Raw genomic sequence first — 25,185 nt, 5'->3', positions numbered from 1 at the left:
GCACTCCATGGTCCGGTTTTCAGATCAGTCTAAGCGCGTAACTCCCCTGCAAGGGTAAGTTCGCGAAAGTCTGTGTGAGGGTTTGTTTAATATTGCGCAGGAACACACTCGGGATGCGACAACCATCACAGTCTATTCCCCATCTGCTGCCTGGGTCTGGCTGATGAACGCTTCGTGGTACCTGATAAAACGCTGAAACTCGTAGCGCTCCAGGGGCCGAAGGCCCTGATCGACCATCAGGCGTTCCTCCGGCCCACGCAGCTCATCCACTTCAGGCGGCTGCCAGGGCACCAGATACATCACCGTAGGCACTTCCTGATCACCACGGATGCGTGTGCCCTCAATGGTCACAACGCCCAAGGTGTCCTGGGCGTATAGCATGGGCGCCGTGGGTATCAGGACGGTGACTGCGAGAGCGATTAGCGCGGTACGTTTCATATCACCTTTTCCACATCAGATTCTGTTCTTCGCATCGAAGATCCAGTCTTCCAGTCTCGGGTCCGGCTCGCTGGCAGCCGATTGATAACGCTCATAGAGTTCAACCGCATCCGCAGGTTTCCCCAGGTAGATATCAAACAGGAAAGCCAGATTAAGAATCGCGGGCGCATAATCCGGATCCGCGGCCAGCGCGGCGCGGTAATACCGTTCTGCCTCATCGAATTCTCCGGCGTGTCGGGCAATCACGCCCAGATGATTCAACACTTGGACATGTTCGGGATTCACCGCCAGCACACGCTCAAACCATTGTTTCGAGGTATCGGTCTCTTCTTCCTGGAACGCCATGATGCCAAGGTTTGCCATGGGTCCGGACTTATCGGGATAGTCCCTCGCCAGTTGCTCGAACCGGGCCCTGGCGTCGGTAAGGTCGCCCTGCTCCATGGCCTGAACCGCTTCGCTGAATGAGGCGTCAAGGACAGCCTGCTCAGCTTGCCCACCAGACTCTGGCGGCGTTGGGGCTGTCACGCATCCAGCCAATGTGACGATCACCAAAAGACAGAGCCCTTCGGCCTTAATCGAGCTCATAGACAACCCCCGAGGTCACTTCTTCCTTCCGGTAACGCCCCGGCAACAGGACTTTCAGGGCCTCGTAGCTGCGCTGAACCCACTCATCGAATATGCCCTCCCGGGCCCGCCGGATGTTCTGCTCGTGAATATCGATGGCGTTGTCCTCAAACGGGTAGGCCTGTTCTTCCAGGAGTAGCTCGTACTGAGCCAGTTCAAGCTCGCTCAAACCGGTGGGGCGCTCCGAGTCCATCAGATCGGCACCAAGGCGTCCATAGATATGGGCGATCTGGTAACCCGCTTCGGTGGCAAACGACGAGAGGCCGTAGCTGGCTGTTTTCTTGTAGGCATTGACGGCCCTTTCGAGTGCATCGGTCTTTGCCGTCATGCTCTCGTTCAGAGGCAGCGTCAGGCGGATGCTGTCATATCGGGCAAGGGCATCGCGGGCGAGCATTGCAGAGGCTGATGCCGCAAGGTAACGCATGCGATCGTCAGATGCGTCCGGGCTTTGGTCCACTGTTTCCATTTGCTTGCGCAACCAGAAATCCCGTTTTTCTGCATCACCTTCTTCCTGATAGAGCTCAGCCAGTCGATTGGCTGCTTCCATGTAGACATCAGCGGGTTCGGGATGGCGGTTGGCGTATTTTCGCCAGGTGTCGATCGCCTTTTCCCGGTTGCCGGCCTGGTCGTACAATTCTGCTGCAATTAACAGATTTTCCCTTCGCTCTTCCGGCGTTGTCGCCAGGGTCACCATTTGCTGAAGTTCGTCGGCTGCCCGCTCCCATTGCTCGGTTTCACGGTAGGCCAGCGCCAGTTTTGCCGGGACCGTATCAATCAGTTCATGGTCCGGGAAAGACTGCCGGAAACTGGTCAGCACACCGATGGCCTGATCCCAAAGGTTGGCGGTGATAAGGAGGGAGGCAGCGTCATATTCCGCATTTGCCCGCAGGACGGATTCGGGAACAGTGGTGCCGACTCGCAGGAATTCGCTGACCGCAGCCTCCACATTGCCGGCATCAGCCAACTGCTCTGCCTGCCGATAGACAGCTGCGGCGAGATTTTCGCGCACCCCGCCCCTGCGTTCATCGTCTTCAGTCATTGTCGCCAAGGCATCTCGGTAAGCCTGTTCCGCCTCTGCGTATCGCGCCAGCTCGGACACACTGTGGCCATATAACAACAAGGCTTCGGTCGTTAATCTGGCCGGAGGCGCGGGCTGCCAGGTAACAAGGCGGGCCGCCATGTTGACGGTCTCTTCCCAATTGTTCTGGTCAAACTCCCGCTGCAACGCGATGTAGTACACCGCCGGAGCCCGAGGGTCGCCCGGAAACGCGTTTGCAAACCTCAGTCGATTCAACTGCTGTAGCTCCCGATAGGCCACCTGCTCCGATACGGATTGGTTGTCCCATGTCTTTGCATATTCCCGGAAGGCCAGTACCGAAGCGTAACCTGCCTCAGCTGCCCGCTCGGGCACCCTGTCATCGGGGTAGTCATAGGCAACCCGCTCAAACGCTGCGATGGCGGCCGGCCAGTCTTCCAGCTCCAGATGGGTTTCACCAAGGAGAAAGAGACGCTCAGGTGTACGGGGATGATTCGGGAAGGTAGCCGCAAACTCGGCGTAATAACTGGCAGCTTTGCGGTAGTGATCGTCGGCCTGCTGATCACCCGTGGCTTCCCCTGCCAGCAGGTACTGACGGTCTGCCAGTTCTGGCAACAGCTGTTCCAGTTGCTGTTCGATAAAAACGATCGCATCGGGGCCCGCTGACTGCCAGTAATCGCTGTAGAGTCCGTAAAGGCTGACAAAGCCGGCCTTTCGTTCAGGGATGGTGCCGGTGAAGCCGGCCAGCTCCAGGGTATCGATAATCCGGATGTGGTAGCGCGGTGCCCAGGGGCCTGCCGGATGGTCTTCTATAAAGGCTTCAAAGACATCAATCGCGTCACTGTATTGTTCCCGCTCGAGCAAGAGCTCGCTGTAGCGGTCGTAGACCAGTATTTCATACGGACGCCCACCCGTCTGACGGAACAGCGCCTGGAGTGTTTCCGCACCGTCGAGGTAAGACAGTGACAGCCCCACCACCCTGAACAGATCTTCGATAAGGGTCTGGTTCCGCTGATCCACATCCGCAACCGGTTGCCCCTCAGGCATCACCAGATCAAGCACCTCCACATAACTGAACAGGGCTTCCTGGTATTGCGCCTGCTTGAACAGGCTCCAGCCTTTCATGTAATGGGCGTTCACCAGAAACGAGGCGTCGGCCATGCGTTCCTGGCTGGCCTGGGTCACCTCGTCGAACGCCCGCTCAGCATCCCGGTACCGGCCGTCGATAAACAGCAGATCGCCGCGCCGGAACTGGGCTTCAATCCAGTAGTCCGAATCGGGGTAACGTTGAACCAGGGTATCCAGGGCATCAAGCTGTTGAGGCGTCGAACCCCGAAGCTCCCAGGCCCTGGCAAGCTGATAGTAGATCTGATCATTGCCTTCGCGCTGTGGATATTCCGACAGAAGACGCTGGTAGGCTTCAATAGCATCAGAAAGCTCATCCACGGCGGTATCGGCCATTTTACGCTCCGCCCGCTGGAACTCCAGATCGGCCAACCGATGCCGGATGGTGACCTGCTTCCGGGGATCGTCCACAAGGGGCAAAAGTGCCTTGTAACTCTCCACCACCGTCTCGATGGAGACATCACCCGCCGGGTCGCTACCAGATTCACTACTGTCACTGGCTTGCCGGGTTTCGGTCGCCGGAAGCGCTGCCAGAGTGCCCTCACGGACCCGGGGCATTTCCTCGTTGCCGGCTGGCATCATTGACTGCAGCATCTGGCAGCCACTGGCCATGATAAGGGTCCCGGCGATGACAAGTCCTTTCACGATCTTTCCAGGCATCCGGTTACTCATCACCGGCTCCTGCGCTTTGCGATGCACGGAATAGCTGGTCCGCGAGCCTCGCCTGGGCATGACGGGAAGCCAACAGATAACCGTTAAGCTCCTCCTGCTGGGCGACAAGCATTGTGTCTACCTGGCTCAAGAGGGCTTGCCGGGCCTTCCCCAACGCATCGGCAACCTCTGCCCCGAGGGTCGCGAGTTCCCGTTCACTGGAAGCGATGCGTTGGGCCAATTCAGCATGGCGGGCGTCGTCGGCCATCAGTTTTTCAACCCGCTGCCGCTGGGCCTGAAAGCGATCCATTTCGCGATCCAGCTCCCGCAACTGTTTTTGCGCCGCCCAGCGATTCACGCCATAGTCATCCGCAACCCACCAGTCGAAGTAGGCGCGCATCCTCTGATAGGTCGCACGCTGGCCGGCCGTGGTCGTGTCGTCGCGCAAGCCCGCCAGAGTTTCTTCAACGTCATCGAGCTTGTCTCTCAGTGCCTTCTGTTTCGAGGTCATGAAGAACCCGGCGTCTTCTTCCGTCAATGCCCTGGAAATCTTCTCATTGAATTCCTGGTGCAACTGCTGCCATTGGTCCGCCTGCTGGTTTTCCAGCGCCCGACGGGTTTGGGCAATTCGAACCTGGCGCTGTTGTTCACGGGTTTCCAGCATGATCCGGAAGGATTCGAACCGTGACTGGCGTTCGGCGATGAAGGACTGCATCCGGTAGAGCTCGTTCAATTCGGCAAGAGCCTGCTGGAAGGTTTCCGAAGCCAGCACTTCGGCCATGCCGAAATCGACTGGCTGTACCCGCAGCCGTCCATAGGAATCGGTGAGAATCCCGTCGCTATCACGGCTGAAATCGAGCTGGGCCATCAGGCTCTCTTCACTGAGTCCATCCCGGATCTTGTCGAGCTCCTCGATACGGGACTGGTAATGGTCGGCTGCCTTTTGAAAAGCGGGCAGTGCACTCTCGGGCCGGTTCATTTGCTCAAGCACATAGGCCCGGGCAAACGGTACCTGTTGGCGCCAAGGCAAAAACAGATCGCGCTTCGCGAGGGTATCGAGAGCATCAAGTGCCCGCTCCGGCCGGCCCTGCCCGGCCGCGGCTACGGCATAGTCAAACAGGGCCTGATCGGCGAACACACCATTCAGGGGCATTTCCCCAAGAACCCTCAGGGCTGCGTCGAACTGGTTACCCCTGAGATACAGTCTGGCAAGTGACAGGCGGGCCCGGCTCAAGAGTCCCTGGCGTTCGGCCTCTGGTTCGTCAGAGTCGGTAGACTGATCAATGAGGGAGATGAGTGCCTGCAGTTCCGCTTCGGCCGCAACAGCGTCCCCTGCAGCCAGGGAGGAAACGGCCGAATTGTACCGCAGGTAAAGGGACCAAATATCAGTGTCTTCCAGCTGCGCCTGGAGCGACGCCAGTTCCGTTTCGTCTCCGAGCCTGGCCGACATCATGGCCAGTCGGGCTTGCAGATAAATCCACTCACGGAACAGGTCGTGGTTAGCCCTGGCCAGTATGTCGCCATCCACGCGCTCCAGATTCTCGCTGGCCAGCTCATGGTCACCTTCCAGGTAGAACACCTTGCCCAGGTAGAACCAGGCCTGATTGCGGACATCGGCCGAAAGCATGCTGCCGGCGCCATCAGCACCGAGTAATTCCGTGAACAATCGGCTGGCCTCACGGGTCATACCCCAGGACAGCATGAGTCCGCCTTCAACCAAAGCAGGGTGATCACCATGCCCTTCAATGCCGCCTTGTTCCCGGGCAACCGCCAGCTGGGTCAGAGCCTCAAGGGCGTTGCCTTGATGGTATTCATAAAGTGCCCAGCCGTACCGAAGGTCGTGGGCACGCTCGGGTTGGGGCTGCCCGGCCTGAATCTGGGTTGGCGCAATGATGGTCAGCCACAGCAAAGCGCCCGTAAAAACTATCGGGCGTCGACCTGACGGCTGGCTTACTTTCAATCCCACGGCGCGCCTTACTCCCACTCCACAATGGATACAGAGGGCTGATAGTTGGAGGAGCGGTCCTCAACACGGATTTCCAGAGCGGAGGTGCCAGTGCCCTTTTCAAATTCCAGGGACGCGGCCTGCTTATAAGGCCGCTCATCCGGACCGATTCCCTCAACGAACGCCGTCATCCGGTGGACGCCGGTTTTCAGGTTGCCCACGTACAGACGCTGCATGCCGCCGCGTTCAAGTGCTTTCACCTGTCGCTCCGTGTAGAGGTGAGAGGCAACGATCTCATCGTCCACCTTCAGCTTCACTGCATCCAGCTTCAGGAACTTGCCGGCGTCAACGCTGAGAAACACAGCAACTTGGGTGTTGGCCGGGAACAGCAGATCCTCCTCGAGGATAAAAAGGTCCCGATTAAGGCGGATTACTTTCTTCTTGAGGGCCTCCACCTGTTCGGCGACCGCTCTGTTATCCGCCTCCGACCCGGGATTGTTCTGGGCGAATGCCGGGGCCGCCAGGGCGAGAATGAGTGCCGCCAGAAGCGCCGAAAATCGATGGTTCAAGCAAGTGGCCATGGTCGTTCTTCCTGCATGCTCAGTATTCAAGAATCAACGACGCCCGCGTTACGTAGGCATCGAAGGAATAAAGGGGTTCGTCACCAGGGAGAAAGTCCCCGGCTGCGGTGACATCCCGGAAGTTGTCATATTCGAAATTCAACCAGTCCACCAGAAGACTGAACTGCAGGCGATCTATGCCCGGAAGAGACGTCTGTTTCCATTCATACACCGCGCCTACTGCCAGGGTTGTTCCGGAAAGCGAGCTAAGCTCCTTATCCCGTGCAAGGTGGGTCTGGGAGTTCTCGAACGGGAAAAGGTCGCTGTAAAAATCCGCCTCGCTCTGGCGGTAGTAACGAACGGAAGCCTCAAGGGTCCAGTGCGGGTTCAACCCGTGTACGTATCCAAGTTCAGCGGTATGGGCAGTGATGCCCCAGGTATCCGAAAAATAGCGGTATTCACCTCGGAGCGACGCTCGGTAAGGCAGGTAATAGAGGGCACGGATCGCGACGGAGGTACTTGTGCGGGTTTCCGGATACCGCTCCGGCTGATAGAGAAACGCCGTGGAATCATTGGGATCGATATAGCGGTTCTGACGATACGGATTCTGCAGGAAGCCCTCATCCGTGACGACCTCAAGGTCGAGACCTATCAGGCTGTTGCGGGTAATAATCTGGCTCAGACCCAGTTGATAGTTTCGACGATCGGCTTCCTCCCTGAACGAATCGTTGCCTACCCGGCGCACTTCGTCCCAGCCGTTGGCATAGCCCATGGTCAACGTGGACATGCCCCCGAAAAATTCCTGGCTGACAGAAAAATACAGAGTATTGGCTTCGTAATCGTTTTCGCTGCTGTTGGTAAAGCCGAGACTGAGAATGGATTTATCATGCAGGTAATCGATACCAAAGGTGTACTCCTTGCGCTCTTCCTTGTAAGGGCTGGCTGTAGCGAGAACGTCTACGGAGGCAGCCGAAACAGAATCGACATAGTACTGTCCAGATACGGAAACCTGAGGACCGATACTTTTGCGCACCAAAACGGATGGCCCGTCGATAACCATGCCACCGCCCTCATAGCGGTGGTACAGGACATCCACGTTATCGACCGGGAGGGTTGCCGCAATGGCTTGATGCCCAAACAGCGCCAGCAAAAAGAGCCCGGACCGTACTAACCGTTGTCTGTCAGTTGCAGCCACAACCACCTCCCGAGCCGCCTTCCGCTCCCCGTGCAGACTCCCGGGCCTGATAGACATGGTGCATGTAGGAATCCGCTGTGCCGTGACGACTGAGGCTCATGACCGGATCCGCCAGATTATCGCGCTCATAGGGTTTCACCCACGGCTTGACTGAACTGCACCCAGAAACCGCAACCGTAGCGACCAGGAGGGCGGAGACAGTGAAGATCGACACACTACGCATATACGTCCCGTCCGAAAATTACTCGCGCACCAGTTCGCGAATCTGCTGTTCGTACTCGTCTTCGTAGCCCGGCTGGTATCCGTAGTGGATATAACGGGCATTACCATCGCGATCGATCATCACGGTGGTCGGCATGGCCTGCACTTCATACAGTTCACTCACCGAGCTCTCCGGATCGTAGAGGATCGGATAATTCACGGGCACCTTGTCCAGGAAGCGATGCGCCGCATCCCGATTCCCGTCCACATTGACCGCGAGAATCGTGAAACCGAGATCCTTGTATTGGCTGTACAACTCATCCATCAGAGGCATTTCCTGACGGCAGGGTCCGCACCAGGAAGCCCAGAAGTTCAGCATCACCACTTCCCCACGATGATCCTCCAGCCTCAGGTTCTCCCCGGAACGGCTTTCCAGGGTAAAATCCGGAGCCGGGACATTGATAGCTTCTGCGCCTGCCAGCGGGCTGAGGCAAGCCAGGATGCCCGCTGCTGCCAGTGATCTTATGGATGCTTTCATAACCATTGCTCCTGTACTCAGAAAAAGACCGACAGGCCAGTGCTGACCTCGGTGTTCATGGAGGTTTTCTCGGCTCCAAGAACATCTATTCGGTAGTAGTGCTGCCGCAAGCCAATATGAACGGCAACGCTGTCCGTCAACAGCACCTGATAGCCCGCCCCCACGTTCAGGGTAAACCGGGTATCACCGGCAAAATCGGTGGCGCCGGCGCCTGCGATCAGGTAGAAATTGGTGTTGAATGCGTAGTTCTCGGTGAGGAAGGCCTCACCCGGAAGCACGTTGTAACCAAGGTTGATGTTGTAATACCTGTAATCCCGCTCACGATCGGTGAGCACCTCCACGTTACCGGCCAGCTTTTCGAAACTGGTCTCGCCGCCCTCCGCGAAGCCTATCCCTGCCTCAAAAAAGAAGGACTCACTGAAGTGGTAGGTGAGTTTGCCGCCATAAAGCAGTGACGACTCAAAGTCTTCGATATTAAGCACGCCCACAAAAACGCCGATTTCAAAATTCTCGGTGTCAATCAACGCCTCAGTGACTGGCACCGGGGTAACATCCGGCTCGATCAAGGGACGGTCATCCTGGGCCTGGGCCCCCATGGCTATGCATAGCCCTGCCCCGAGGCACAGCGGTTTCAGAAAAAGATGCTTAGTCCGATTTTCCATTCTGTCGCTTCTTCGTTGGTGGACCGGGTAGTGAACACTTTGAGGGGAAGTGAGATAAGTGATTCAGGGAAAGCGAGATAAAGGTTGGATATATAAAAACGGAACGGAAAATAGCGGAACGGAAATTGAAAAAAGATTTCAATCTTCGTCGGGGTCAAACAGGTCTTTTTGATCCTCCATCGCCTGCCGCTTCATCCTTCTAACAATGTCGTAGATGGCCCTCTGGGATAGGTTGTACTTCTGGGCCAAGTATGGATGGTTGCGACCGTTAAATTCAGACCATATGTCGAGATCCCGCTGAGCAACCTCGAAACGAGCATCCTTTGGGAAATTGACGAGTTGACCACCCCAGTGCTGCGCCATGTGATCAGCTAAAGCATGACCCACCTGGTCAGCAACATCCACCGGAATGCCATAGTCACGTAGCAAAGAATCCGTTTGGGCCGAGAGATCTCGTAGCAACTCGTGCCGCAGTGCTTTCATTCGGGACATTATCGAAACCCTCTACTTAACGGTCTTGTACTTGTCGGGATCAAGGCCCCGTCGACGCATGTCCGCCTCCCATTTACGCTGCGCCTCTTCAGCGGTCTCATCCATGCCCTGTTTCTTTTCCCACGCTGTAGGTCGGCTGCCATTTTGTTCAGCGGCGGCACGGCGGGCGTCCGGCGCAACGGTGGCCAGCACCTGCTTCAGGTAGTTGTGGTTCTTCAGGGGCTGGCTCTCGCCCCGCTGGCGCTTCTCATGCAAGCTGCGCACGGTGTCCTGCAGGGCTGCGGTCAGGCTGTCGCGATCTGCTATGGCCAGCGTTTCCTGCGCCAGTTTGAGGGCGCGGGCGTTGCTGAGGTCCGACTTGGCCGGCCGGAATAAGGCCAGGTACTGCACCAGTGGCCGGGCCAGCGGGCGGCCAAGGCCGGACAGCAGGCCCAGCAGCTCGCTGCCAGCATCATCCTGAATCAATGCATCCAGGTGCAGGTGGCTGTGGCAGACGGGGCAGCGGCCTAGCTTCATGCGCTTTCACCCTGTTGGCGTGCGGCCAGCATGTCAGCGGGTGCCATGTAGTGGTCGCACAGGCGCCCCAGGCACTTCCGGTTTCGCCGCCAGTTCCGGGGCAGGTCCGGGTGGCGGGCCTCGATGTCGTCCAGCGTTAGGGCGTGGCCCTGAAGGAGGCGCTCTAACGCTGCCAGCAGGCGGCGCTTCTGAAGCTCAACATCCAGAGCCGCGATAACGCCAGTCAGTTGATAACCTGTTCGCAGCCAAGCCACGCGCTCGATCCGGTACTGCTGCTCTGCTATGGCATCGGCGTAGCTCCATGGCGCCTTCAGCTCTGCCAGCAGGGCTTCAATCTTCTGGAGCATGGGCTGCTTGTCCAGGTTGTGAGGGGTGCCCGGGTACTGCGCCACGCGCTTCCGGGGCTTGGCCTTAAAGCCCCGTTCCTTCATGTGCTGCACAATTTTGTGCAGCTCCGCCACGCTGCAGTCAGAGCAGGAGCGCTTGCCACCCGTAACGGTGGCGATCATCTGGCGGTAGGTGTCCTCGTCCAGGGCCAGCTCTTTGCGGGCAATGTGGATCTGGGCGAGTACGCCTTTGCGGTTGTCGCGCTTCATGCGGTGGCTCCTGATACGCCGGCCTTTTTGGCCAGCCGTGAAGGCAGCTGGGCATAACACGCCTTGCAAGGCTGGTGCGATCGCCCGCGCCGGGTGTAGAAGAACTCGGCGTCATCTGGCCAGTAATCGCCGCATTTGGTGCAGCGGCGCTCGGTGCCAAGTTCGGTGGTTATTGTCTTGGGGGCCATGCTTCCTCCGGTTTGGCTGCTCATCAGTACCGGGCCACCACGCCCGGCAGACGCCCCGTGGGGCGTTTCGCTTAATGGGGCTTTCGGTGGCGGAGCTCCAGCTGTTCTTCCAAATCGCTGCCCCGACTCTTCAGGTAGTCCCTCATGTGGTCCAGCGCGGCAATGGCCAGGCTTTGCACCATGGAGGGGTTTTCCGCCCGGTAGGGCTCGCTGAGCGTAAAGTCGATGGAGACTCCGTTTCCCCCGGGCATTTCGGTGATTGTCAGGGTGGCACTGACGGGTGCCGCCTCTGTCTTTTGTGCGGGATCAGCCATGACTCACCACCTCTTTCAGTGACTTGGTTGCCCGGAACTTCGGCGTTTTGGTGGCCGGCAAAGTGATGGCTTCACCGGTCTGCGGGTTGCGGCCTATACGGGCTGCCCGCTGGGTTACAGACAGCTTGCCGATACCTGGCAGCGCGACCTCTTCGTCATGAGCCAGCTGCTCATGAACGATTTCGCCCAGGGCATCGACGATGGCGGTCATGTCGGCTTTGCTGATTAGGCACATTTCGCGCTTCTGGTGGTGCTTGGCAATCAACGCTTCAATCAGTTGGTTCTTGTTCACAGGTAGTTCCTCTTGGTTATGCCCTTGCTTAGGGCGACCTTTATTTGTCTGTGTAAAAAATGAAGGTGCCGTCGTCTTCGATTCGAAAGTTTTCAGTCGTTAGCTCCATTCGATAACCGTCTATCTCTGCACTTAAGAACTCCTCAGGTTCGTTCGTATCATCGAGTACCCGGCGAATTGTGGCGATTCGACGTGCTAGCATTTCCAGAGTGATCTGCTTATCCATCACAGGCCTCCCGCCTCAGAGCTTGGCAATATCGAGAGGGATGTGACGATACGGGCCGTCTTCACCCTCTCTCTCGTAGAAGTTCAGGTGCTTAGCTGAGCCAATCACCTGGCGGGCATCAGCGATCGCATGCATGGCCTTCTGCCATTTTTCATCGGTAATGTTCACCTGCCGGAGCTGGAGCACTCGGCTCAGGCTTACCTTGCCTTCCTTGTCGGTTTGAAACGCGTGCTCCACCAACGCCTGAACTTCAGAGCGGCTGTCAGCTGTCCATTCGTGGAGGCACTGATCGATCAGCTCTTTGGCTACCTGCAAGCGCTCGTCGAACACCTCACGATCCGCGATGTTGCGTTTGACCATGTACCGGCCATCAAAGCTGCGCAGCGTCACGTTGCCTTTTTTGCCACCATAAGCTGTGTCGTACTCGCTGGCGCTAAGCTCCAGAAATGCATCAATTTCACTGGCAACCTCTGCTTTGAACTCACGCATGTTTTCGTGAAGCTTGTTCACCCGTTTAATCAGGCTCAGTACCAGGTCATCGCGGAGCCGGTCTATATCTTTGATTTTGTCAATTGGAACCAGGTGCCCCTGGGCGTTACGGCGGAACTTGTCGGAATTCGGTTCAGTGGTCATAAAGCAAAGCCTCATGTGGTTTGGGGTTGAGGGCGGCGGGAGCGCTTGAAGCAGCTGGCAATCCCGCGACGCTTTGGGTGTCGCTGGTGGCGAAGTGGCTCGAACGGCCGCACGTTGTTGCGCGGCAGTCCGTCGAGTTGCTGAGTGATGGTGTCGGCCTGCAGCTGAAGAGCCTCTTTGCGAATCAACCGAACACGAACCTTGGTCTGTGCCGGCATCAGCGGAAAAGGTGCGGTTAGCAAGTGCTCATACCGACCCGGATCGGCCAGGTAGGCATCCAGTTTCAGGCCGTGTTTGTAGAGCATGTTGGCCGCGTACTTGTCGGCGTAGTGCTCCAGGTAAGCAGTTGGGTACATAGCCATATCAGCCGACTCCGTTGATGGTTTGGGCATCAATCTGGGGCACACCGAGCTCTGCTGCTAGGTTCATGGCTGCGGTCATCAGGTTGCCTACGGCAAGGGGGTACAGGTTGGAAACACGCACATCGCGCTTTCTGCTGGGCAGGCGCAGTCGTGCCACGATGGCATCGATAGCAGACTCATCGAGGAAGCCGTCCGCCTTGCGACCAGATTTCTCAAACCGGAAGGCCAGGAACTCGGCAAGATCTGCAGGATCGATTGGGTTCAAGGTAACCACCTCACACCGCTGCACCACTTCGCGAACATCCATTCGATTTACCGACAGCTTGTCGGCAAGCTCTGGCTGGCCAATTAGGATTACAGACACCAATTTGGTGAAGCCCACTTCCAGCTCCAGGATGCGTTTCAGGTGCTTAAGTGTCGGAATCGGTAGGCTGTGCGCCTCCTCAATCACCAGGCAGTGGCGGTAACCGGCCGCCTGGCTGTCTTTTAGTGCCTGGTGGAGCTGGCGAAAGCGGGCTTGAGGGCTGATCTTCGGCTTCTCCAGCGGCGCTACGGCAGCGAGCAAGGCGGACGTAATGTCGCTGCTCTTGAACGTTTTGCCCTTGCGGTCGTTGTCCTCTGCCTCCACCACGTAGGGCTCCACCAGCTTTACAGGTAGGTGCTCGTCTTCGATGCGCTGCACCAGGTCCCGGCGCAGCGTGCTCTTACCAGAACCAGACTCACCAATCACTGCCACAAAGCCCCCGTAGCGAGCGGTGGTGTACATTGAGTCGCGAACGTAGCGGATATCTGGGCTCACCCACATCTCATCTGGTGAATGCAGCTCATCGAAAGGATCCCGAAAGATGCCAAAGGCTTTCTTTGCAGCTGGTGTCAGGCGTTGCTTGCGTAGTAACATTTCTTCGTCCTCCGAGGACATTGATGATTGATGCGCATCGTCGTGCGCTGTTTCGTCGTCAAACGCGGTGCTGACGGTTGCCGCCGCAGCACCGCACCTCTCCAGAAAACCTCTGATCTTCTGCTCCAGCTCTGGCCGGTCTATCGATTTCGGCCAGAGGTTGTTGTTGCACAAATGGGTGATGGCAGAGCGGTTAACGCCAACCGCCCGGGCCAGGTCTGCCTGGCTTTTGCCCACAGAAGTGAGTGCGCCTTTTAACTTGAGCATCAGGCACCTCCCACAACACGCAGCGGGCCAGTTTGGCTCCGTTTGTCATCGGCCCTAAGGTCGGCTTCAATATCGTTCAGAGCTTCTGATGGCACGCCATCAGGGTGATTCTGCTGGAGCCAGGTGAAGTGCTCAGCGCCTTTCCACAACCGGCCAAGGCGGTCACGAAGCTGTTTTGCGGCTTCCACATGAGTAAGCGGCTTGGTAACAATCTCTGGGGTCAGTACGTCCAGGGCGGTACCGCGTTTGGGTAGGTAATCCACCGGCTTATGTTGCTCCACATCGGCATGGGGGTTGATGTCTGCAAACACGCGGCGCTTGGCCTTACGGGCCGCTTCAGCGGCTTCCTTGCTGTCGGTACCGGTAGCGATCTGTTCCAGCTCATCCCGATTGCGCTCGGCCATCGTTGCTGCAATGGCCTTGTGTTCCGATCCGATCAACGCTGCGGAGGCCTTGAATCCGTTTTCGTCCAGCTCCACCCGATCCACCACCTGGAAGTACTCTCGCCCGTTGGCGTCTTTCAGCACGATCTGGGCAGAGTCTTCATCACGCCAGGGGTTGCGGACGACCAGCAGCTCCTGGCCAACTCCCACATCAGGCACATCGGCAACACAGAACTGCTTACCCCGAAAGCTGATGCACAGCTCGTTGTCCACTACACGGGTTTCTGGATCGCTTACCGCCAGATCCCGACAAACTTCAACAGATGGCGCCAGCCGCAATTGGTCCTGCGTAATGGTCAACCACTTGGAGTACCTGGAAACGCCGGTGCGGGTATGCACAGATGTGGCGTTGAAGTAGGCCGCCCAACGCCAGGCAAGCTGGTTTATCTCCTCCAGGCTGTTCGCCTTCTGGATAGCCAGCCGACTCTCGAACAGCCGTTCTACCAGGTTGTGGGCCTGCTCAACCTGCCCCTTGGCGCGGGCATTGCCCACCTGGTTAATGATCAGGTCTACCCCAAGGCCCCGGCACAAGTTCCGGAACATTGCGCTTTTCATGGCAGCGCCTGGGTCTGTCATCATCACAAACGGCACGCCATGGGCCGGGTCGCCGTCTCGTTTCTGCATGGCATTGATGAACACGTTGATCAGGTTCTCGGCGGTCTCGGCGCCCAGAACGTATTCCACATAAAGCCAGCCGCTGGTGTGGTCTGTGATCACATAGCGCCAAAGCCTCTGGCGCTCGATCTTTTTCAGGTTCTCTGGCTTGCCCTCGTAGTACTGGGCTCGGTCGATGGCTTTGGAGCCGTCCGTATCCATGTAGAACTGGGCACTGATCGAAGCGTCCACCTGCCACACGTGGTTCGGGTGAGCACTGCGCAAAGCTACGGCTGGCGTGGGCTGTAGCAGTTGGTCTGGGTGCAGCCCGTAGTTGCGCAGGGCCCTGCCGATAGCATCATCTGACAAGGGGATTTCCTCGCCGGTGCAGGTATCTACCCGAACTGCCCGGATCTTGCCGTCTGCACGCAGCAGCTCAACCGTGTCTTTCAGGGTGCCGGTTTGCTTGCCGTTCTTGCGGATGGTTTCCACCAGCACAGAGGACAGCAACTTGGCCTCCCACAGCTCCAGGCTGCATTGCCCGGCATCCGAGCGGCGTTTGCGTGTTTTGGTCATGGCTACACCTTTGATCTTGCGAAGCAGGGTTGCCCTGCTCATGTTCAGTTGATCGGCCCAGCGGTCGTAAAAGGGCGTTCGCTCACCGTGGGGCAGCGCCCTGGCTTGCTGGGCAATCGTTACCAATTGCTCCGTAAGCACACTCATTGCGCGGTGCCTCCCGCACTCTCGATGGCCTTCTGGATCACCTCTTCAGCATCATCACGCAGCCAGTCTGGGGTGGCATCACCGTCCAGATGGCGGGGCAAATCAAAGTCAGCCCGCAATTCGGCCAGGCGGGTTTCAATCTGGGCTACCAGGCCTGCGGCCATCACGTTGTGGCGGGTACCGTTGGCGTGGTCGTGCTCATCCAGAGCCCGCAAGGCAGGCAGCAAGCAACGGTTGATCTCACCCAGTACCGAGGCAGCGTGCCGGGCAACCACTTCTGACAGCCTCTGTGCCATCTCGTCTGGCGGCAGAGTTTCCACTAGGGGCGGCTTGGATTTGAGTTTGGTCAGTTCGGCATCCAGGGCGTCGATCTTGCTGTTCTTGTCGCTCAGCACCTTGGCTCGGGCCTCGGCGTTTTCGCGGGCTTCGCGGAGGGATCGGCGGAGTTCGCGGACGCTCATCCTGTCTACGTCATCCAGGGTAAGGCCTGCCACTGTGCCGCCTTCGGCCAGCTCGGCTAGATCCTCATCGTCTTCAATCATGAGCTCGAATAGCTTGCTCTTTCCCAAAACGGCAAACGTCTGCCGTTTTGACTCAAGTTGCGGTGACGAATATTTGATAGTGGCCTGCATCATGAGTCGTGCGGTCCGCTCTGCTAGCCCGAGCTTACTTTCAACGATGTCGGTGAAGTCCCCGTGAGGTTCATTCTCCTTGAGCAGAATCAGGCGCTTTCCGGCTTCCAGCATGGCTTCTGCGGACTGAGCCATGTAGAACTTTGCCTCATTCACCAGCCGGGCTCGGTCGTACGGAAGGCCATCGCCGAAGCGCTCCATGATTTCCGACGAGTGAACAGCCAGGCTTTGCGATGCATCTGTCAAAACCTCAGTGTTAGTAGGCGCTGGTGCAATTTCGGGTTCGTAGTTCGTGGGTTTTCGTGCCATGTCAGCCTCCGATTAAAGGTTTGCGCCAGCCAGCACGCGCTGGTCAATTTCATCCATTCTGTCCCGCATGTTGCTGAACTCACGGTGGTGCCGAACGGCTATTTGAAGGATGCGAATCCCAGGTGCATAGCGACCAGTTACTAACTTGATGACGGCTCCTTCGGCTACCAGGGTGTTCAGGCAGCGGTTGATGGTGGCGGGGCTTTCGCCCAGGGCCTTGCTCAGCTCAGTGTTACTGAGCCCCGTCAGGCTGTGGCCGCTCAGGGCGAACAGCACCTTCAGGCACTTTGCGCCGCTGCGGCTAATGCGGGTGGCGTTGGTGTTCGCTGTCATGGGGGTCACTCCAAATCAAACTGTGGTTGTTGGTGTTGCTGCACATTGCCCCGGTGCCAGGCCAGTTGCTCCATAGCACTCTGGATGCCGGCCAGGGTGTCTTCAGCATTCTGATTGCCCTGGTAAAACTTCATCAGCAGGCCCGTGACGTCGTGCAAGCGCGCCTGCAGCTCCTGGATGTCGCTCGCATCTGCCTGGCGGCCGGTAGGAATATCCACCAGCAACTTGCCACCGTTGGCTGCCAGCCAGCGCGACACCAGGTTGATGCCGCAGGCCCGCTCGTAGGGAATCAACAGGTTGGTCGGGAACCTCCCGTTCTGCAGCCATTTGTAAAGCGCCCAGTGGTCCACCAGCCCCATCAGATCCGCAATCCGCTCCACGCTCAGGTTGTGCTTGTCGCGGGCGTACACCTTGCAGCCTTCCAGGGCGTCCCGAAGACTGTTGGGTTGGTAGGTTTTCCAGGTTCTGCGAGCCATTGGACGTTCTCTGTTGCTTGTCGTGTTCGGGTGTTCCAAAAAAAGCGCCGGTTTGCCTCTGGGCAAAGGCCTTTCAAGCCGCTTAATCTTTCCCTGTATTCACAATGGAAGGGCAAAGGTTATGAGCAACGATTTTGAAGACCTGAAGGTTGAGCTGGCGGCCCTGGAAGGTGCTTATGTTCTGTTGGTTCGCTACCTTGCACAGGATGGCCAGGTCCACATTGATGAGCTGTGTGAAGACCTTGATGCCATGTGCCAGTCTCAGCCAGACCCGGCTTGGCAGCGCAGGCTGATGGTGCTAACGGAGTCTTTGCGCGGAGTGGATGACCGCCTCCGGAAAGATCTCGAATGATTAGCCGAGCCTCTGACAATGTGAGCCGTTGGTCAGTTGAGCGCCGTGGCTTCGGGGTATGGCGTGCATTCATTGCTGTCTCCTTCGGGGTGCGAAAGCCTGTTAAAAGGTGTTAATCTTCAACGGGTAAGCCAAGGGCCTGGCGAACATCTCGGCATTCACCGAAGTTGCCTTTGCGCAGGCCGCGCACGGTGTCGCTCACGGTGCGGTAATTAAAGCCGTGTTCTTCCGCCCAGCTTTTCAGGGTTTTGCCCTGCTGGCGCAGGCGGTGCTTGATCTCGTTGGGTGTGGGGGCTGTTTGAGTCGCCATGACAATCTCCTTAATGGCAGGGAACAAATTCAATGGATGAAAGAGTCAAAAAGACGCTTGAAAAACTAGAAAAGTCAGACGCCCGGGGTGCCGTGTCTCCACCTATTGTTGCCATGGCGATCAGTGAGGCGGTGCTGACACTGATTGAGCGAGGTGAAACGGTTACCGCTGACACGCTCATTGCTCACCTTCAGAATCAGGCGGCGTCTGATTCTCGGCCTCTGGTTCAAACACGGAACGAAGCTTGTGAAAGTGCGCTGCTGGCGGCGAAGGCCAAAAGCCAGTCGCTATGACCATCAGGAACAAAATGTCGTCGTGCGTGAACGGCACTTCGTCAATGAGGTTGTGCAGTGCTTGTTTGGCGGCTTCTTTGGCGGCTTCTGTATCGGTCATTTTTTTTCGGCTCCGTTGTTAGCCGTTAGTTGCTGTGTATGAGTGTCAATATAGGTATTCAAATGAATACTGTCAACAGTATTGAGGGTTCTTTTTTGGATATTGGTTCTAGGCTGCGAAAGGAGCGGGAGAGGCTCGGTTATAGCCAGCCCGGGTTTGGCGAAATTGGAGGGGTGAAGAAGCTTGCTCAGATTAACTATGAGAAGGCAGATCGATATCCGGATGCAGTCTATTTGGCTCGAATCGCTGAGGCTGGCGCCGACGTTCTTTACATCATCACCGGCCAGAGAAGTCAGAAGGACGCCAGCGCTACACTGCCTCCCGACGAGTCATTGCTCCTTGAGGCCTATCGAGGCCTGAAGCCCGCCAAGCGCAAGGCTCTGCTGGCTGAACTGTTGACTGGCAAAAAGGCCAAGGATTCAAGCGGCGGGGTATCCGTCAAAGGCAGCGGCCACCGCGTGGCCGGCGGCGATTACAACGAAGGAAAAAAATAGCGCTTGGTCTTGAGCGTTGGGTAGTAAGCGGCAGGAGAGGAGCTGTATGTCGTCCATTGATGTTAATGGTGATAATAATCGGGCAGCCGGACGGGACTTTTACGAAAACTGCGAGTGGAACCTGCACTTGTATGCAGCACCGGCGGGTCAGCCGCCAGGTGGGAATGAATCCCCTCAGGACCCGCCAACGCTTGAGCGGCTTTTAGAGATGCGCGCTGAGGCTCGGAGCGAGGCTTTTCGAACTACAGTTCGTAGGTATCTGAATCGGCCAACGATCATCACGCTGACTGGGTTTATTTTGACACTGCTGGTGCTGCTCTCAATACTCGGGGGACTCGCGGCCTACCTTGAAGCGCCTTGGCTTTTGGCTGCCCCCATCGCGTTGTTGATGGGGGTTTCCCTCTACTGGAACAGGTCACTGCCGCAGATTAGGGTTATACGAGAGGAGGCTCTCAGGGCTGAGCGGTGGCTAAACGATATTGAGATGGAAATTGCACGCCGAAAATACCGTAAGGAGAAGTGACGATGAGCAGCATCAAAGTCCATGCAGGGGATTTCCTGAAACAATCCGGTAATTATAACTTCAATACGCTAACCCTTAAGACTGAAGAGCATCCATACATCGGGGAAAGTATCGATGTTTCCCAGATCGAAACTCTGGACGTTGCCACAGAGGAAAATGTGAAGAAGTTAGGCGGTGCGGTTGGGTGGGGCGCAGCAGGTGGTCTGTTGCTTGGTTCAGTGGGTCTTTTGGCTGGCCTGTTAGCTGGAGGAAACAAAAAAAATGTTACTTTTGTTGCGAAGTTTTACGACGGTCGAAAGCTCCTCGCCACTACAGACAGTAAGACATTCACAAAGATTCAGGCTTCACTGTTTTGATGCGGAGCTTGCAGTTAGGGAAATCGCTTCAGAATGAACCTGTCCGATCGGGAGTTTCAGAGGGAGATTCTTCGGTTTGTAAAGGAATCCTATCCACACCCAGCGTTTGCAGATGCACTCAATCAGCGTTTTGGTGGTTCGGAGTTATCGGCGCACCTACACTATCTGGACAATCATGGTTTGATTGAGATGAATGCATCCAGGCTGTGTGGTCCTGAGCCTATGGAGAGATTGGTGTCTGCAACGATCACGGCCAAAGGTATCGACTACCTGGAGGCGGATGGCGGGCTTGGTGCTGAGTTAGGGATTGTTACAGTTCGACTTGATACAAACCAATTGCGGGAGATGCTGGATAAGCGAATTGCTGAATCGCCTGGCCCTGAATCTGTCAAGGATCGGCTCAGGGCCAAGGTTCTTCAGATGCCGGAGGAAGCGCTAGGCCAGCTCAGTCATCGCTTGTTTGAGATTCTTCTCGGCAAAGCACCCGATCTGATAGCTCATCTGCGATTGCTGATTTCATAGCAACCTCGAACTCCTGGCACAGGCGTTTCACGGTATCGATTACTTCTTGATCCGCTCGCGGCACGTGGCTCCAGGATCTGCAGTCTGCCACTCTGAAGTCACCGTTTTGTTCCCGACGCAACAGCAAAAACATTGCGGGCAAACTGCTGTCTTGGGTCATCAGTGGCAGCCAGAACTCGTCTCCCGACCACTCCGGAGCATTGAGTATCAATTCTGGATAAGGGAAGCCCTGCTTTTGGATCAGGCAAACCTGCGCTAATGATCCATTGCGGGGAATATACATCGGTGGCGTATTCTTTTCGCTGTCCATCGTGGCCTCTTTTCTTTCTTGGAGAATGGTTTTACCCTTTCCACTCTCCGCATTTCTCCCCCGGGCGGCTTATGCTGCCCTTCAAAATACAGCCCCTTTGATTGAGTGCATTCTGAAGGTCACTTAACTGGTTTTAACCTGTGACCAAGAGGATGCCGTCATGCCTGAAAGCCCCCGTTTCCCCTTTTGCTTCAAGATGCCGCGCCTGTTTGGCTGGGCGGTTATCACCCTCGTTCTGATGGTTGGGCTGTACTGGTTTGCACCGCAGCAGCTGCCCATTGTGGCGTATAAGCTGGCGCTGGTAACTCTGGCCGTTACGCTGGCGTACTGGCTGGATCGGGCTCTGTTTCCCTATGCTCGCCCCGGCACGCTGTTCGGACGATGCCAATTTCTGTCGGAAGGTACCGATATGCAATCGATGCTATTGGCTGCGTCGCTGGCTGCGATTCGGCGGGCCATCATCGTGTTCGCCTGTGTCATTGGCCTGGCTCTGGGGCTCTGACATGATCAGGCACCCCACGATTGGTCGTTCTGTCGTGTTCCGCTGGGCTCTGGCGGGCATGGTGGCCTTTTTGATCGGCTTCTGTGCCGGAGGTGTCCGGGCGGCTGATGACGTGCCCCGGGCCGCTGAGGCATACCGGGCGGATCTCACCAGAGTAGCTCGGTATCACTATGGATTGGATGCGCCGGTGGCCACGCTGGGCGGTCTGATCCACCAGGAAAGCTGGTGGCGCCCGGATGCGGTGAGCCCGGCCGGCGCCCAAGGCCTTACCCAGTTCATGCCGGGCACCACAACGTGGATTGCCTCTCTTTACCCCGAGCTTTCTGATGCCCAGCCTTTCGACCCCCGCTGGGCCATTCGCGCCATGGTGCACTACACCGTATGGCTGAGCGCCCGAATCCAGGCCGCGGGCCCCTGTGAGCAGTGGGCCTTTGTACTGTCCGCCTATAACGGCGGGCTGGGATGGGTGTACCGAGACAAACGGCTGGCGTCCGCTAAGGGGGCGGACCCGCTGGCCTGGTTTGATTCAGTGGAGCGGTTCAACGATGGCCGCTCCGCTGCCAACTTTCGCGAGAACCGACACTACCCCCGAGTGATTCTGTTGCGCTGGGAGCCGCTCTATCAGGGCGCCGGCTGGGGGCCAGGTGTTTGCCAGAACCGGTGGGGCGAATGAAGTCCCTGTTGATAGCTCTGATGGCGGGCGGCGCCCTATTGGGTGGCTACCACTATCTGGCCGCTGAGCGACAGGCCGCGTGGCAGCAGGGCTACAGCGAGGCAAAGGCCAGGGGTGAGGCAAAACTGGAAGCCGTGAGGCGTGAACACGCGGAGCAGCTGCTTGACCAGGCGAACGCCTATGAAGTGGAACAGGCCCGCAAGCAGCGCCGAGCACAAGAGATTGAACAAAGTTATCTGGCAACGCGCCGGAAACTGCAAAGCCGAATAAGTGATCTGGAGGACGCCCTGGATGAAGCCTACACCGACCACTATCGCACCGGCCCAGGCAACGTTCCGCAGCCTGTGCCTGAGTGCGTGTTTACTGTTGGCTGGCTGCGCGACTACAACGCCGCCCTTGGCGGTGTGCGAGCCACTTCAGCCCGTGCCGGGCAGCCTGATGCAGCGCCCTGGCCAGCCCCCGGAGTTGCTGCCGAGTTCGACAACAGCAACGTCAGCCAGCGAGAGCTGCTGCGCCACGCCCAACGATACGGCCGCTGGTGCCAGGCAAACACAAAGCAACTGACGGCACTGATTGAGGTGCTGAACCCTGATGAGACGCAGCCATGATGGAGGTGAGTTTGGATTGGAAGGCCGTAGCAGTATTCGTGACGTTGCTGGGGGCCTGGAGCGGGTTTCTCATTATGGTGATCCGGGCGCTGCTGGCTCGGGTGACAAGGGACCTGGATCTGCGGCTGGACAGGATGGTAACCGCCCAGGAAAAAGACACCGACGAATGGCGCCGCGTAGAGCGTGAGTTGATGGAGCTGAGGGCTGATCTGCCAGTGCACTACGTACGCCGGGAAGACTACATACGCGGCCAGAGCGTGATCGAGGCCAAGCTCGACAGCCTGGCGCTGAAGCTGGAAAACGTGCAGTTGAAAAAAGGGGTGATGCATGAAAGTTGACATGGAGCGGGCAAGGCGTGAAGGGCTGCGATGGCTGGTGCTGCTGACGCTGAACAACGCCAGGCCGATTGGCGCCTACGAAGGCACGGTGCTGACGGTGGCGCAAAGTGAGTACCCAGATTGCACTCAGCTTGAACTGCGCCGGGAGCTGGACTACCTGCACGACCGGAAGCTGGTAGAGGTAAAGCGCGAGCCCTCAGGCCGCTGGTTCTGTGAGCTGACCCGTTACGGCGTAGACGTGGCCGAATACACGGTGGATTGCCTGCCGGGGATCGCCCGCCCCGAACGATACTGGTGATGGCCATGGGCAGAAAATCGTCTATTCGCCGCTTGCCGGAAGAGGTGCGCCACTTCCTGGAAGGCGAGCTGGCCTCCGGGCAACACACCCTGGATGAGTTGATTGACCTGCTGAGGGAACGCTTCCCGGCTCACGAGGAGGAGCTGCCCAGCCGATCTGCGGTGCATCGCTACGGCCAGCAGCTGGAGCGACGCCTGGCGGCGATCCGCGCCAGTACCGAGGCAGCCAAGATCATCCGAGCCCAGGCTGGAGACCGGGAGGATGCCCGCTCTGAGGCCCTGACCGCCATGATCCAGTCTGAGCTTTTCGAGTCCATCATGGACATGCAGGAAGCCCAGGACATGGACCCACAGGAGCGCATTGGCCTGTTGTCCAAGGCGGCCAAGAATATTGCCACGCTGACACGCTCCTCCGTGGCCCTGAAGAAATACCAGGAAGACGCCGTAGCGGCCCGTCTGGCCGAGCAGGAAAAGAACCTGGAAGAGGTCGCGCAGGCCCAGGGTATGACGGCAGACCAGGTCACCTTCTGGCGTGAGAAAGTACTGGGGATTCGCTGATGGCCATGAAACCGCTGAGTAGCACCGTGCGGGTGCTGGATTGGGAAGAGCTTCCCGCCCGGGCCCGGGATATCCCCGAGGGCTTCAACCCCCTGGACGAAGGCGTGTTGATGCTCCACCAGTCCGAGTTCCTGAAGATGCCCCAGTCCATCGTGGCGGTACCGAAGGGGCGCCGTACCGGCATGACGTTCGCCAAGGCTCTGGACTCCACGCTGATTGCAGCCTCCCGCCGCAGCGCTGGTGGCGACAACGTGTTCTACATCGGTGACACCAAGGAAAAGGGCCTGGAGTTTATCGGCTACTGCGCCAAGTTTGCCCGCGTGATTGCCGAGGCCCAGGGCCAGGGGGTGTCTGGCATTGAGGAGTTCCTGTTCGAAGACCAGGACGACCGAGGCAACAGCAAGCACATCACTGCCTACCGCATCCGCTTCAGTTCCGGATTCCAAGTAACGGCCCTGTCTTCACGCCCTGCCAATATCCGGGGTTTACAGGGCATCGTCGTGATTGATGAGGCCGCCTTCCACCAGGACGTTCAAGGTGTACTGGATGCGGCCACGGCCCTGCTGATCTGGGGGGGCAAGATCGTGGTGATCAGCTCCCACAACGGCAAGTCCAACCCGTTCAACCAGTTCTGCAAGGACATCGAGGAAGGCCGCTACGGCGACGACGCGGCCGTGTACACCGTCACTTTTGACAACGCGGTAGAGAACGGGCTTTACGAACGGGTGTGCATGATGAAACGCGAGCAGCCCACACCAGAGGGCAAGCTCAGGTGGTACAGCCGCATCCGCAACTCCTACGGGCCACGCAAAGCGGCCATGCGCGAGGAGCTGGATGCGGTACCGCGTGACGGTTCCGGTGTATGCCTGCCAGGTGTGTGGATTGATTCGGCGATGCGTGAGGAGCGCCCGGTACTGCGCCTGGTGCTGGATGATGACTTTGTGAAGAAGTCTGACGAAGAGCGCCGAAGCTGGTGCCAGGCGTGGATTACTCAACACCTGGACCCAGTTCTGGAGCAATTGGACCCGCGCTACCGCTGGGTATTTGGCGATGACTTCGCGCGCCACCGGGATTTCTCCATTCTGGTGCCCCTGGGCATTACCGGCACGCTCAAGCGCTATTGCCCCTGGGTGCTGGAGCTGCAGAACGTGCCCACACGCCAGCAGGAACAGATCAAATGGCACATCATTGAACGGCTGCCAAACTGGCGCGGCGGTGCCATGGACGCCACGGGTTCCGGCCAGATCCTGGCGGAGTACACAGCGGACAAGTTCGGCCATGACTCTGTGCACCAGATCATGCTGAGCCGGGCATGGTATGGCCTGTGGATGCCCAAGATGATTCAGTGGTTTGAGGACGGGGTGATCGACTTGCCCCGGGATGCCAACCTGGAATCCGACTTGCGGGCGATTGTCGACGTGGACGGCATCCCCATGATTCCCGGTGTGCGCAAGGCCGACCTGAAAGAGCCTGAACTGTACCGCCACGGTGACTTTGCCATTGCCCTGGCGTTGGCCTGCTTTGCCAGCCTGAACCAGCGCCAGCCCATCCCCATTGACTACCTGAGCACCGGGCCACGCCCAAGCATGACCGGCCTGGGCGATGAGCGCCCCGTGGCCAGCATCACCGATACCGGGTTTGGCACGGTGGCCGGTACCAACGACTTCCGAGGCTTTTGAT

General features: G+C 57.9%; 37 protein-coding genes and 1 other RNA gene. 12 read left to right on the top strand and 26 right to left on the bottom strand.

The window, feature by feature from the left end; genetic code table 11:
* Positions 1-132: 132 nt before the first annotated feature.
* From QUE75_RS08445 to QUE75_RS08330, 24 genes are all read right to left on the bottom strand, one after another.
* Positions 133-438 (bottom strand): hypothetical protein, encoded by a 306-nt coding sequence (locus QUE75_RS08445; protein ID WP_106695537.1) that lies wholly within the window; start codon positions 436-438, stop codon positions 133-135.
* Positions 439-453: 15 nt separating this feature from the next.
* Positions 454-1,023, bottom strand: a complete 570-nt coding sequence (locus QUE75_RS08440; RefSeq protein ID WP_286255109.1) for a tetratricopeptide repeat protein — start codon at positions 1,021-1,023, stop codon at positions 454-456.
* Positions 1,010-3,895, bottom strand: coding sequence for a tetratricopeptide repeat protein (locus QUE75_RS08435; RefSeq protein WP_286255107.1), 2,886 nt, complete (start codon positions 3,893-3,895; stop codon positions 1,010-1,012). The genes QUE75_RS08440 and QUE75_RS08435 overlap by 14 nt, the downstream gene beginning before the upstream one ends.
* Entirely contained in the window at positions 3,888-5,840 is a 1,953-nt protein-coding gene (locus tag QUE75_RS08430; protein WP_286255105.1) for a coiled-coil domain-containing protein, read from the bottom strand. The genes QUE75_RS08435 and QUE75_RS08430 overlap by 8 nt, the downstream gene beginning before the upstream one ends.
* An 8-nt stretch (positions 5,841-5,848) precedes the next feature.
* A complete protein-coding gene (locus QUE75_RS08425; protein ID WP_286255102.1) occupies positions 5,849-6,400 on the bottom strand; it encodes an AraC family transcriptional regulator in 552 nt (183 codons plus the stop codon).
* A gap of 19 nt (positions 6,401-6,419) precedes the next feature.
* Positions 6,420-7,574: a DUF3570 domain-containing protein gene (locus QUE75_RS08420; RefSeq protein WP_396631700.1), complete on the bottom strand. Its 1,155-nt coding sequence runs from the start codon at positions 7,572-7,574 to the stop codon at positions 6,420-6,422.
* On the bottom strand, positions 7,561-7,674 hold the full coding sequence (locus QUE75_RS08415) for a DUF4266 domain-containing protein (protein ID WP_244178298.1): 114 nt from the start codon (positions 7,672-7,674) through the stop codon (positions 7,561-7,563). The genes QUE75_RS08420 and QUE75_RS08415 overlap by 14 nt, the downstream gene beginning before the upstream one ends.
* A gap of 141 nt (positions 7,675-7,815) precedes the next feature.
* Entirely contained in the window at positions 7,816-8,319 is a 504-nt protein-coding gene (locus tag QUE75_RS08410; protein WP_106695532.1) for a TlpA family protein disulfide reductase, read from the bottom strand.
* Positions 8,320-8,330: 11 nt separating this feature from the next.
* Positions 8,331-8,975, bottom strand: coding sequence for an outer membrane beta-barrel domain-containing protein (locus tag QUE75_RS08405; protein WP_106695531.1), 645 nt, complete (start codon positions 8,973-8,975; stop codon positions 8,331-8,333).
* Between the two features lie 138 nt (positions 8,976-9,113).
* Entirely contained in the window at positions 9,114-9,467 is a 354-nt protein-coding gene (locus QUE75_RS08400) for a Mor transcription activator family protein (RefSeq protein ID WP_286255094.1), read from the bottom strand.
* A gap of 12 nt (positions 9,468-9,479) precedes the next feature.
* Positions 9,480-9,983, bottom strand: a complete 504-nt coding sequence (locus tag QUE75_RS08395; RefSeq protein WP_286255092.1) for a hypothetical protein — start codon at positions 9,981-9,983, stop codon at positions 9,480-9,482.
* On the bottom strand, positions 9,980-10,579 hold the full coding sequence (locus QUE75_RS08390) for a gp16 family protein (RefSeq protein WP_286255091.1): 600 nt from the start codon (positions 10,577-10,579) through the stop codon (positions 9,980-9,982). Before QUE75_RS08390 ends, QUE75_RS08395 begins: the two co-directional genes overlap by 4 nt.
* The gene (locus tag QUE75_RS08385) at positions 10,576-10,767 is read right to left on the bottom strand and encodes a hypothetical protein (protein ID WP_286255088.1); all 192 of its coding nucleotides are present in this window, start codon (positions 10,765-10,767) and stop codon (positions 10,576-10,578) included. The genes QUE75_RS08390 and QUE75_RS08385 overlap by 4 nt, the downstream gene beginning before the upstream one ends.
* 10 nt (positions 10,768-10,777) lie before the next feature.
* Positions 10,778-10,840, bottom strand: an RNA gene (locus tag QUE75_RS08380) — hammerhead ribozyme type II.
* A complete protein-coding gene (locus tag QUE75_RS08375; RefSeq protein ID WP_286255087.1) occupies positions 10,839-11,081 on the bottom strand; it encodes a hypothetical protein in 243 nt (80 codons plus the stop codon). Before QUE75_RS08375 ends, QUE75_RS08380 begins: the two co-directional genes overlap by 2 nt.
* Positions 11,074-11,373: an HU family DNA-binding protein gene (locus QUE75_RS08370; RefSeq protein WP_396631699.1), complete on the bottom strand. Its 300-nt coding sequence runs from the start codon at positions 11,371-11,373 to the stop codon at positions 11,074-11,076. The genes QUE75_RS08375 and QUE75_RS08370 overlap by 8 nt, the downstream gene beginning before the upstream one ends.
* 40 nt (positions 11,374-11,413) lie before the next feature.
* Positions 11,414-11,599, bottom strand: coding sequence for a hypothetical protein (locus tag QUE75_RS08365; RefSeq protein ID WP_286255084.1), 186 nt, complete (start codon positions 11,597-11,599; stop codon positions 11,414-11,416).
* 15 nt (positions 11,600-11,614) lie between these two features.
* The gene (locus tag QUE75_RS08360) at positions 11,615-12,232 is read right to left on the bottom strand and encodes a DUF3164 family protein (protein WP_286255083.1); all 618 of its coding nucleotides are present in this window, start codon (positions 12,230-12,232) and stop codon (positions 11,615-11,617) included.
* An 11-nt stretch (positions 12,233-12,243) separates the two neighbouring features.
* Positions 12,244-12,594 carry a hypothetical protein gene (locus QUE75_RS08355; RefSeq protein WP_286255081.1) on the bottom strand — a complete coding sequence of 117 codons (351 nt, stop codon included), beginning with the start codon at positions 12,592-12,594 and terminating at the stop codon, positions 12,244-12,246.
* A gap of 1 nt (position 12,595) precedes the next feature.
* On the bottom strand, positions 12,596-13,759 hold the full coding sequence (locus QUE75_RS08350; protein ID WP_286255079.1) for an AAA family ATPase: 1,164 nt from the start codon (positions 13,757-13,759) through the stop codon (positions 12,596-12,598).
* Positions 13,759-15,519: a DDE-type integrase/transposase/recombinase gene (locus QUE75_RS08345; protein ID WP_286255077.1), complete on the bottom strand. Its 1,761-nt coding sequence runs from the start codon at positions 15,517-15,519 to the stop codon at positions 13,759-13,761. Before QUE75_RS08345 ends, QUE75_RS08350 begins: the two co-directional genes overlap by 1 nt.
* Positions 15,516-16,460, bottom strand: a complete 945-nt coding sequence (locus QUE75_RS08340) for a DUF3102 domain-containing protein (RefSeq protein ID WP_286255076.1) — start codon at positions 16,458-16,460, stop codon at positions 15,516-15,518. The genes QUE75_RS08345 and QUE75_RS08340 overlap by 4 nt, the downstream gene beginning before the upstream one ends.
* Positions 16,461-16,472: 12 nt before the next feature.
* Positions 16,473-16,793, bottom strand: a complete 321-nt coding sequence (locus QUE75_RS08335; RefSeq protein WP_286255074.1) for a helix-turn-helix domain-containing protein — start codon at positions 16,791-16,793, stop codon at positions 16,473-16,475.
* A 5-nt stretch (positions 16,794-16,798) separates the two neighbouring features.
* Positions 16,799-17,269, bottom strand: coding sequence for a hypothetical protein (locus QUE75_RS08330; protein WP_286255072.1), 471 nt, complete (start codon positions 17,267-17,269; stop codon positions 16,799-16,801).
* Positions 17,270-17,390: 121 nt separating this feature from the next.
* Between QUE75_RS08330 and QUE75_RS08325 the strand changes: the two genes are divergently transcribed.
* Complete coding sequence (locus tag QUE75_RS08325; RefSeq protein ID WP_286255071.1) at positions 17,391-17,621, top strand: hypothetical protein; 231 nt, start codon at positions 17,391-17,393, stop codon at positions 17,619-17,621.
* Positions 17,622-17,733: 112 nt separating this feature from the next.
* On the opposite strand, the gene QUE75_RS08320 is transcribed toward QUE75_RS08325, so the two are convergent.
* Together QUE75_RS08320 and QUE75_RS08315 are read right to left on the bottom strand one after the other, a co-directional pair.
* On the bottom strand, positions 17,734-17,931 hold the full coding sequence (locus tag QUE75_RS08320; protein ID WP_286255070.1) for a DNA-binding protein: 198 nt from the start codon (positions 17,929-17,931) through the stop codon (positions 17,734-17,736).
* Between the two features lie 177 nt (positions 17,932-18,108).
* Entirely contained in the window at positions 18,109-18,324 is a 216-nt protein-coding gene (locus QUE75_RS08315; RefSeq protein ID WP_286255068.1) for a hypothetical protein, read from the bottom strand.
* Positions 18,325-18,386: 62 nt separating this feature from the next.
* Between QUE75_RS08315 and QUE75_RS08310 the strand changes: the two genes are divergently transcribed.
* The 11 genes from QUE75_RS08310 to QUE75_RS08260 all read left to right on the top strand — a co-directional run bounded on the left by QUE75_RS08310 (position 18,387) and on the right by QUE75_RS08260 (position 25,184).
* Positions 18,387-18,818, top strand: coding sequence for a helix-turn-helix domain-containing protein (locus QUE75_RS08310; RefSeq protein WP_286255065.1), 432 nt, complete (start codon positions 18,387-18,389; stop codon positions 18,816-18,818).
* Between the two features lie 46 nt (positions 18,819-18,864).
* On the top strand, positions 18,865-19,341 hold the full coding sequence (locus QUE75_RS08305; RefSeq protein ID WP_286255063.1) for a hypothetical protein: 477 nt from the start codon (positions 18,865-18,867) through the stop codon (positions 19,339-19,341).
* Between the two features lie 2 nt (positions 19,342-19,343).
* Positions 19,344-19,697 (top strand): hypothetical protein, encoded by a 354-nt coding sequence (locus QUE75_RS08300; protein ID WP_286255061.1) that lies wholly within the window; start codon positions 19,344-19,346, stop codon positions 19,695-19,697.
* Between the two features lie 33 nt (positions 19,698-19,730).
* A complete protein-coding gene (locus tag QUE75_RS08295) occupies positions 19,731-20,219 on the top strand; it encodes a hypothetical protein (RefSeq protein ID WP_286255059.1) in 489 nt (162 codons plus the stop codon).
* A gap of 470 nt (positions 20,220-20,689) precedes the next feature.
* Complete coding sequence (locus QUE75_RS08290; RefSeq protein ID WP_286255056.1) at positions 20,690-21,031, top strand: putative holin; 342 nt, start codon at positions 20,690-20,692, stop codon at positions 21,029-21,031.
* Between the two features lie 58 nt (positions 21,032-21,089).
* Entirely contained in the window at positions 21,090-21,704 is a 615-nt protein-coding gene (locus tag QUE75_RS08285) for a transglycosylase SLT domain-containing protein (protein ID WP_396631707.1), read from the top strand.
* Positions 21,701-22,312, top strand: a complete 612-nt coding sequence (locus QUE75_RS08280; protein ID WP_286255052.1) for a hypothetical protein — start codon at positions 21,701-21,703, stop codon at positions 22,310-22,312. Before QUE75_RS08285 ends, QUE75_RS08280 begins: the two co-directional genes overlap by 4 nt.
* Before the next feature lie 11 nt (positions 22,313-22,323).
* Positions 22,324-22,650, top strand: coding sequence for a hypothetical protein (locus QUE75_RS08275; RefSeq protein WP_396631698.1), 327 nt, complete (start codon positions 22,324-22,326; stop codon positions 22,648-22,650).
* Positions 22,640-22,948 carry a hypothetical protein gene (locus QUE75_RS08270; protein ID WP_286255051.1) on the top strand — a complete coding sequence of 103 codons (309 nt, stop codon included), beginning with the start codon at positions 22,640-22,642 and terminating at the stop codon, positions 22,946-22,948. The genes QUE75_RS08275 and QUE75_RS08270 overlap by 11 nt, the downstream gene beginning before the upstream one ends.
* 5 nt (positions 22,949-22,953) lie before the next feature.
* Positions 22,954-23,505, top strand: a complete 552-nt coding sequence (locus QUE75_RS08265; RefSeq protein WP_286255049.1) for a DUF3486 family protein — start codon at positions 22,954-22,956, stop codon at positions 23,503-23,505.
* Complete coding sequence (locus QUE75_RS08260) at positions 23,505-25,184, top strand: hypothetical protein (protein WP_286255047.1); 1,680 nt, start codon at positions 23,505-23,507, stop codon at positions 25,182-25,184. The genes QUE75_RS08265 and QUE75_RS08260 overlap by 1 nt, the downstream gene beginning before the upstream one ends.
* Position 25,185 lies beyond the last annotated feature (1 nt).

The organism is Marinobacter shengliensis, from assembly GCF_030297115.1.
Lineage (GTDB): Bacteria > Pseudomonadota > Gammaproteobacteria > Pseudomonadales > Oleiphilaceae > Marinobacter > Marinobacter shengliensis.
The sequence above is the reverse complement of the archived record's forward strand: the minus strand, read 5'-3'. Positions and strand labels throughout refer to the sequence as shown.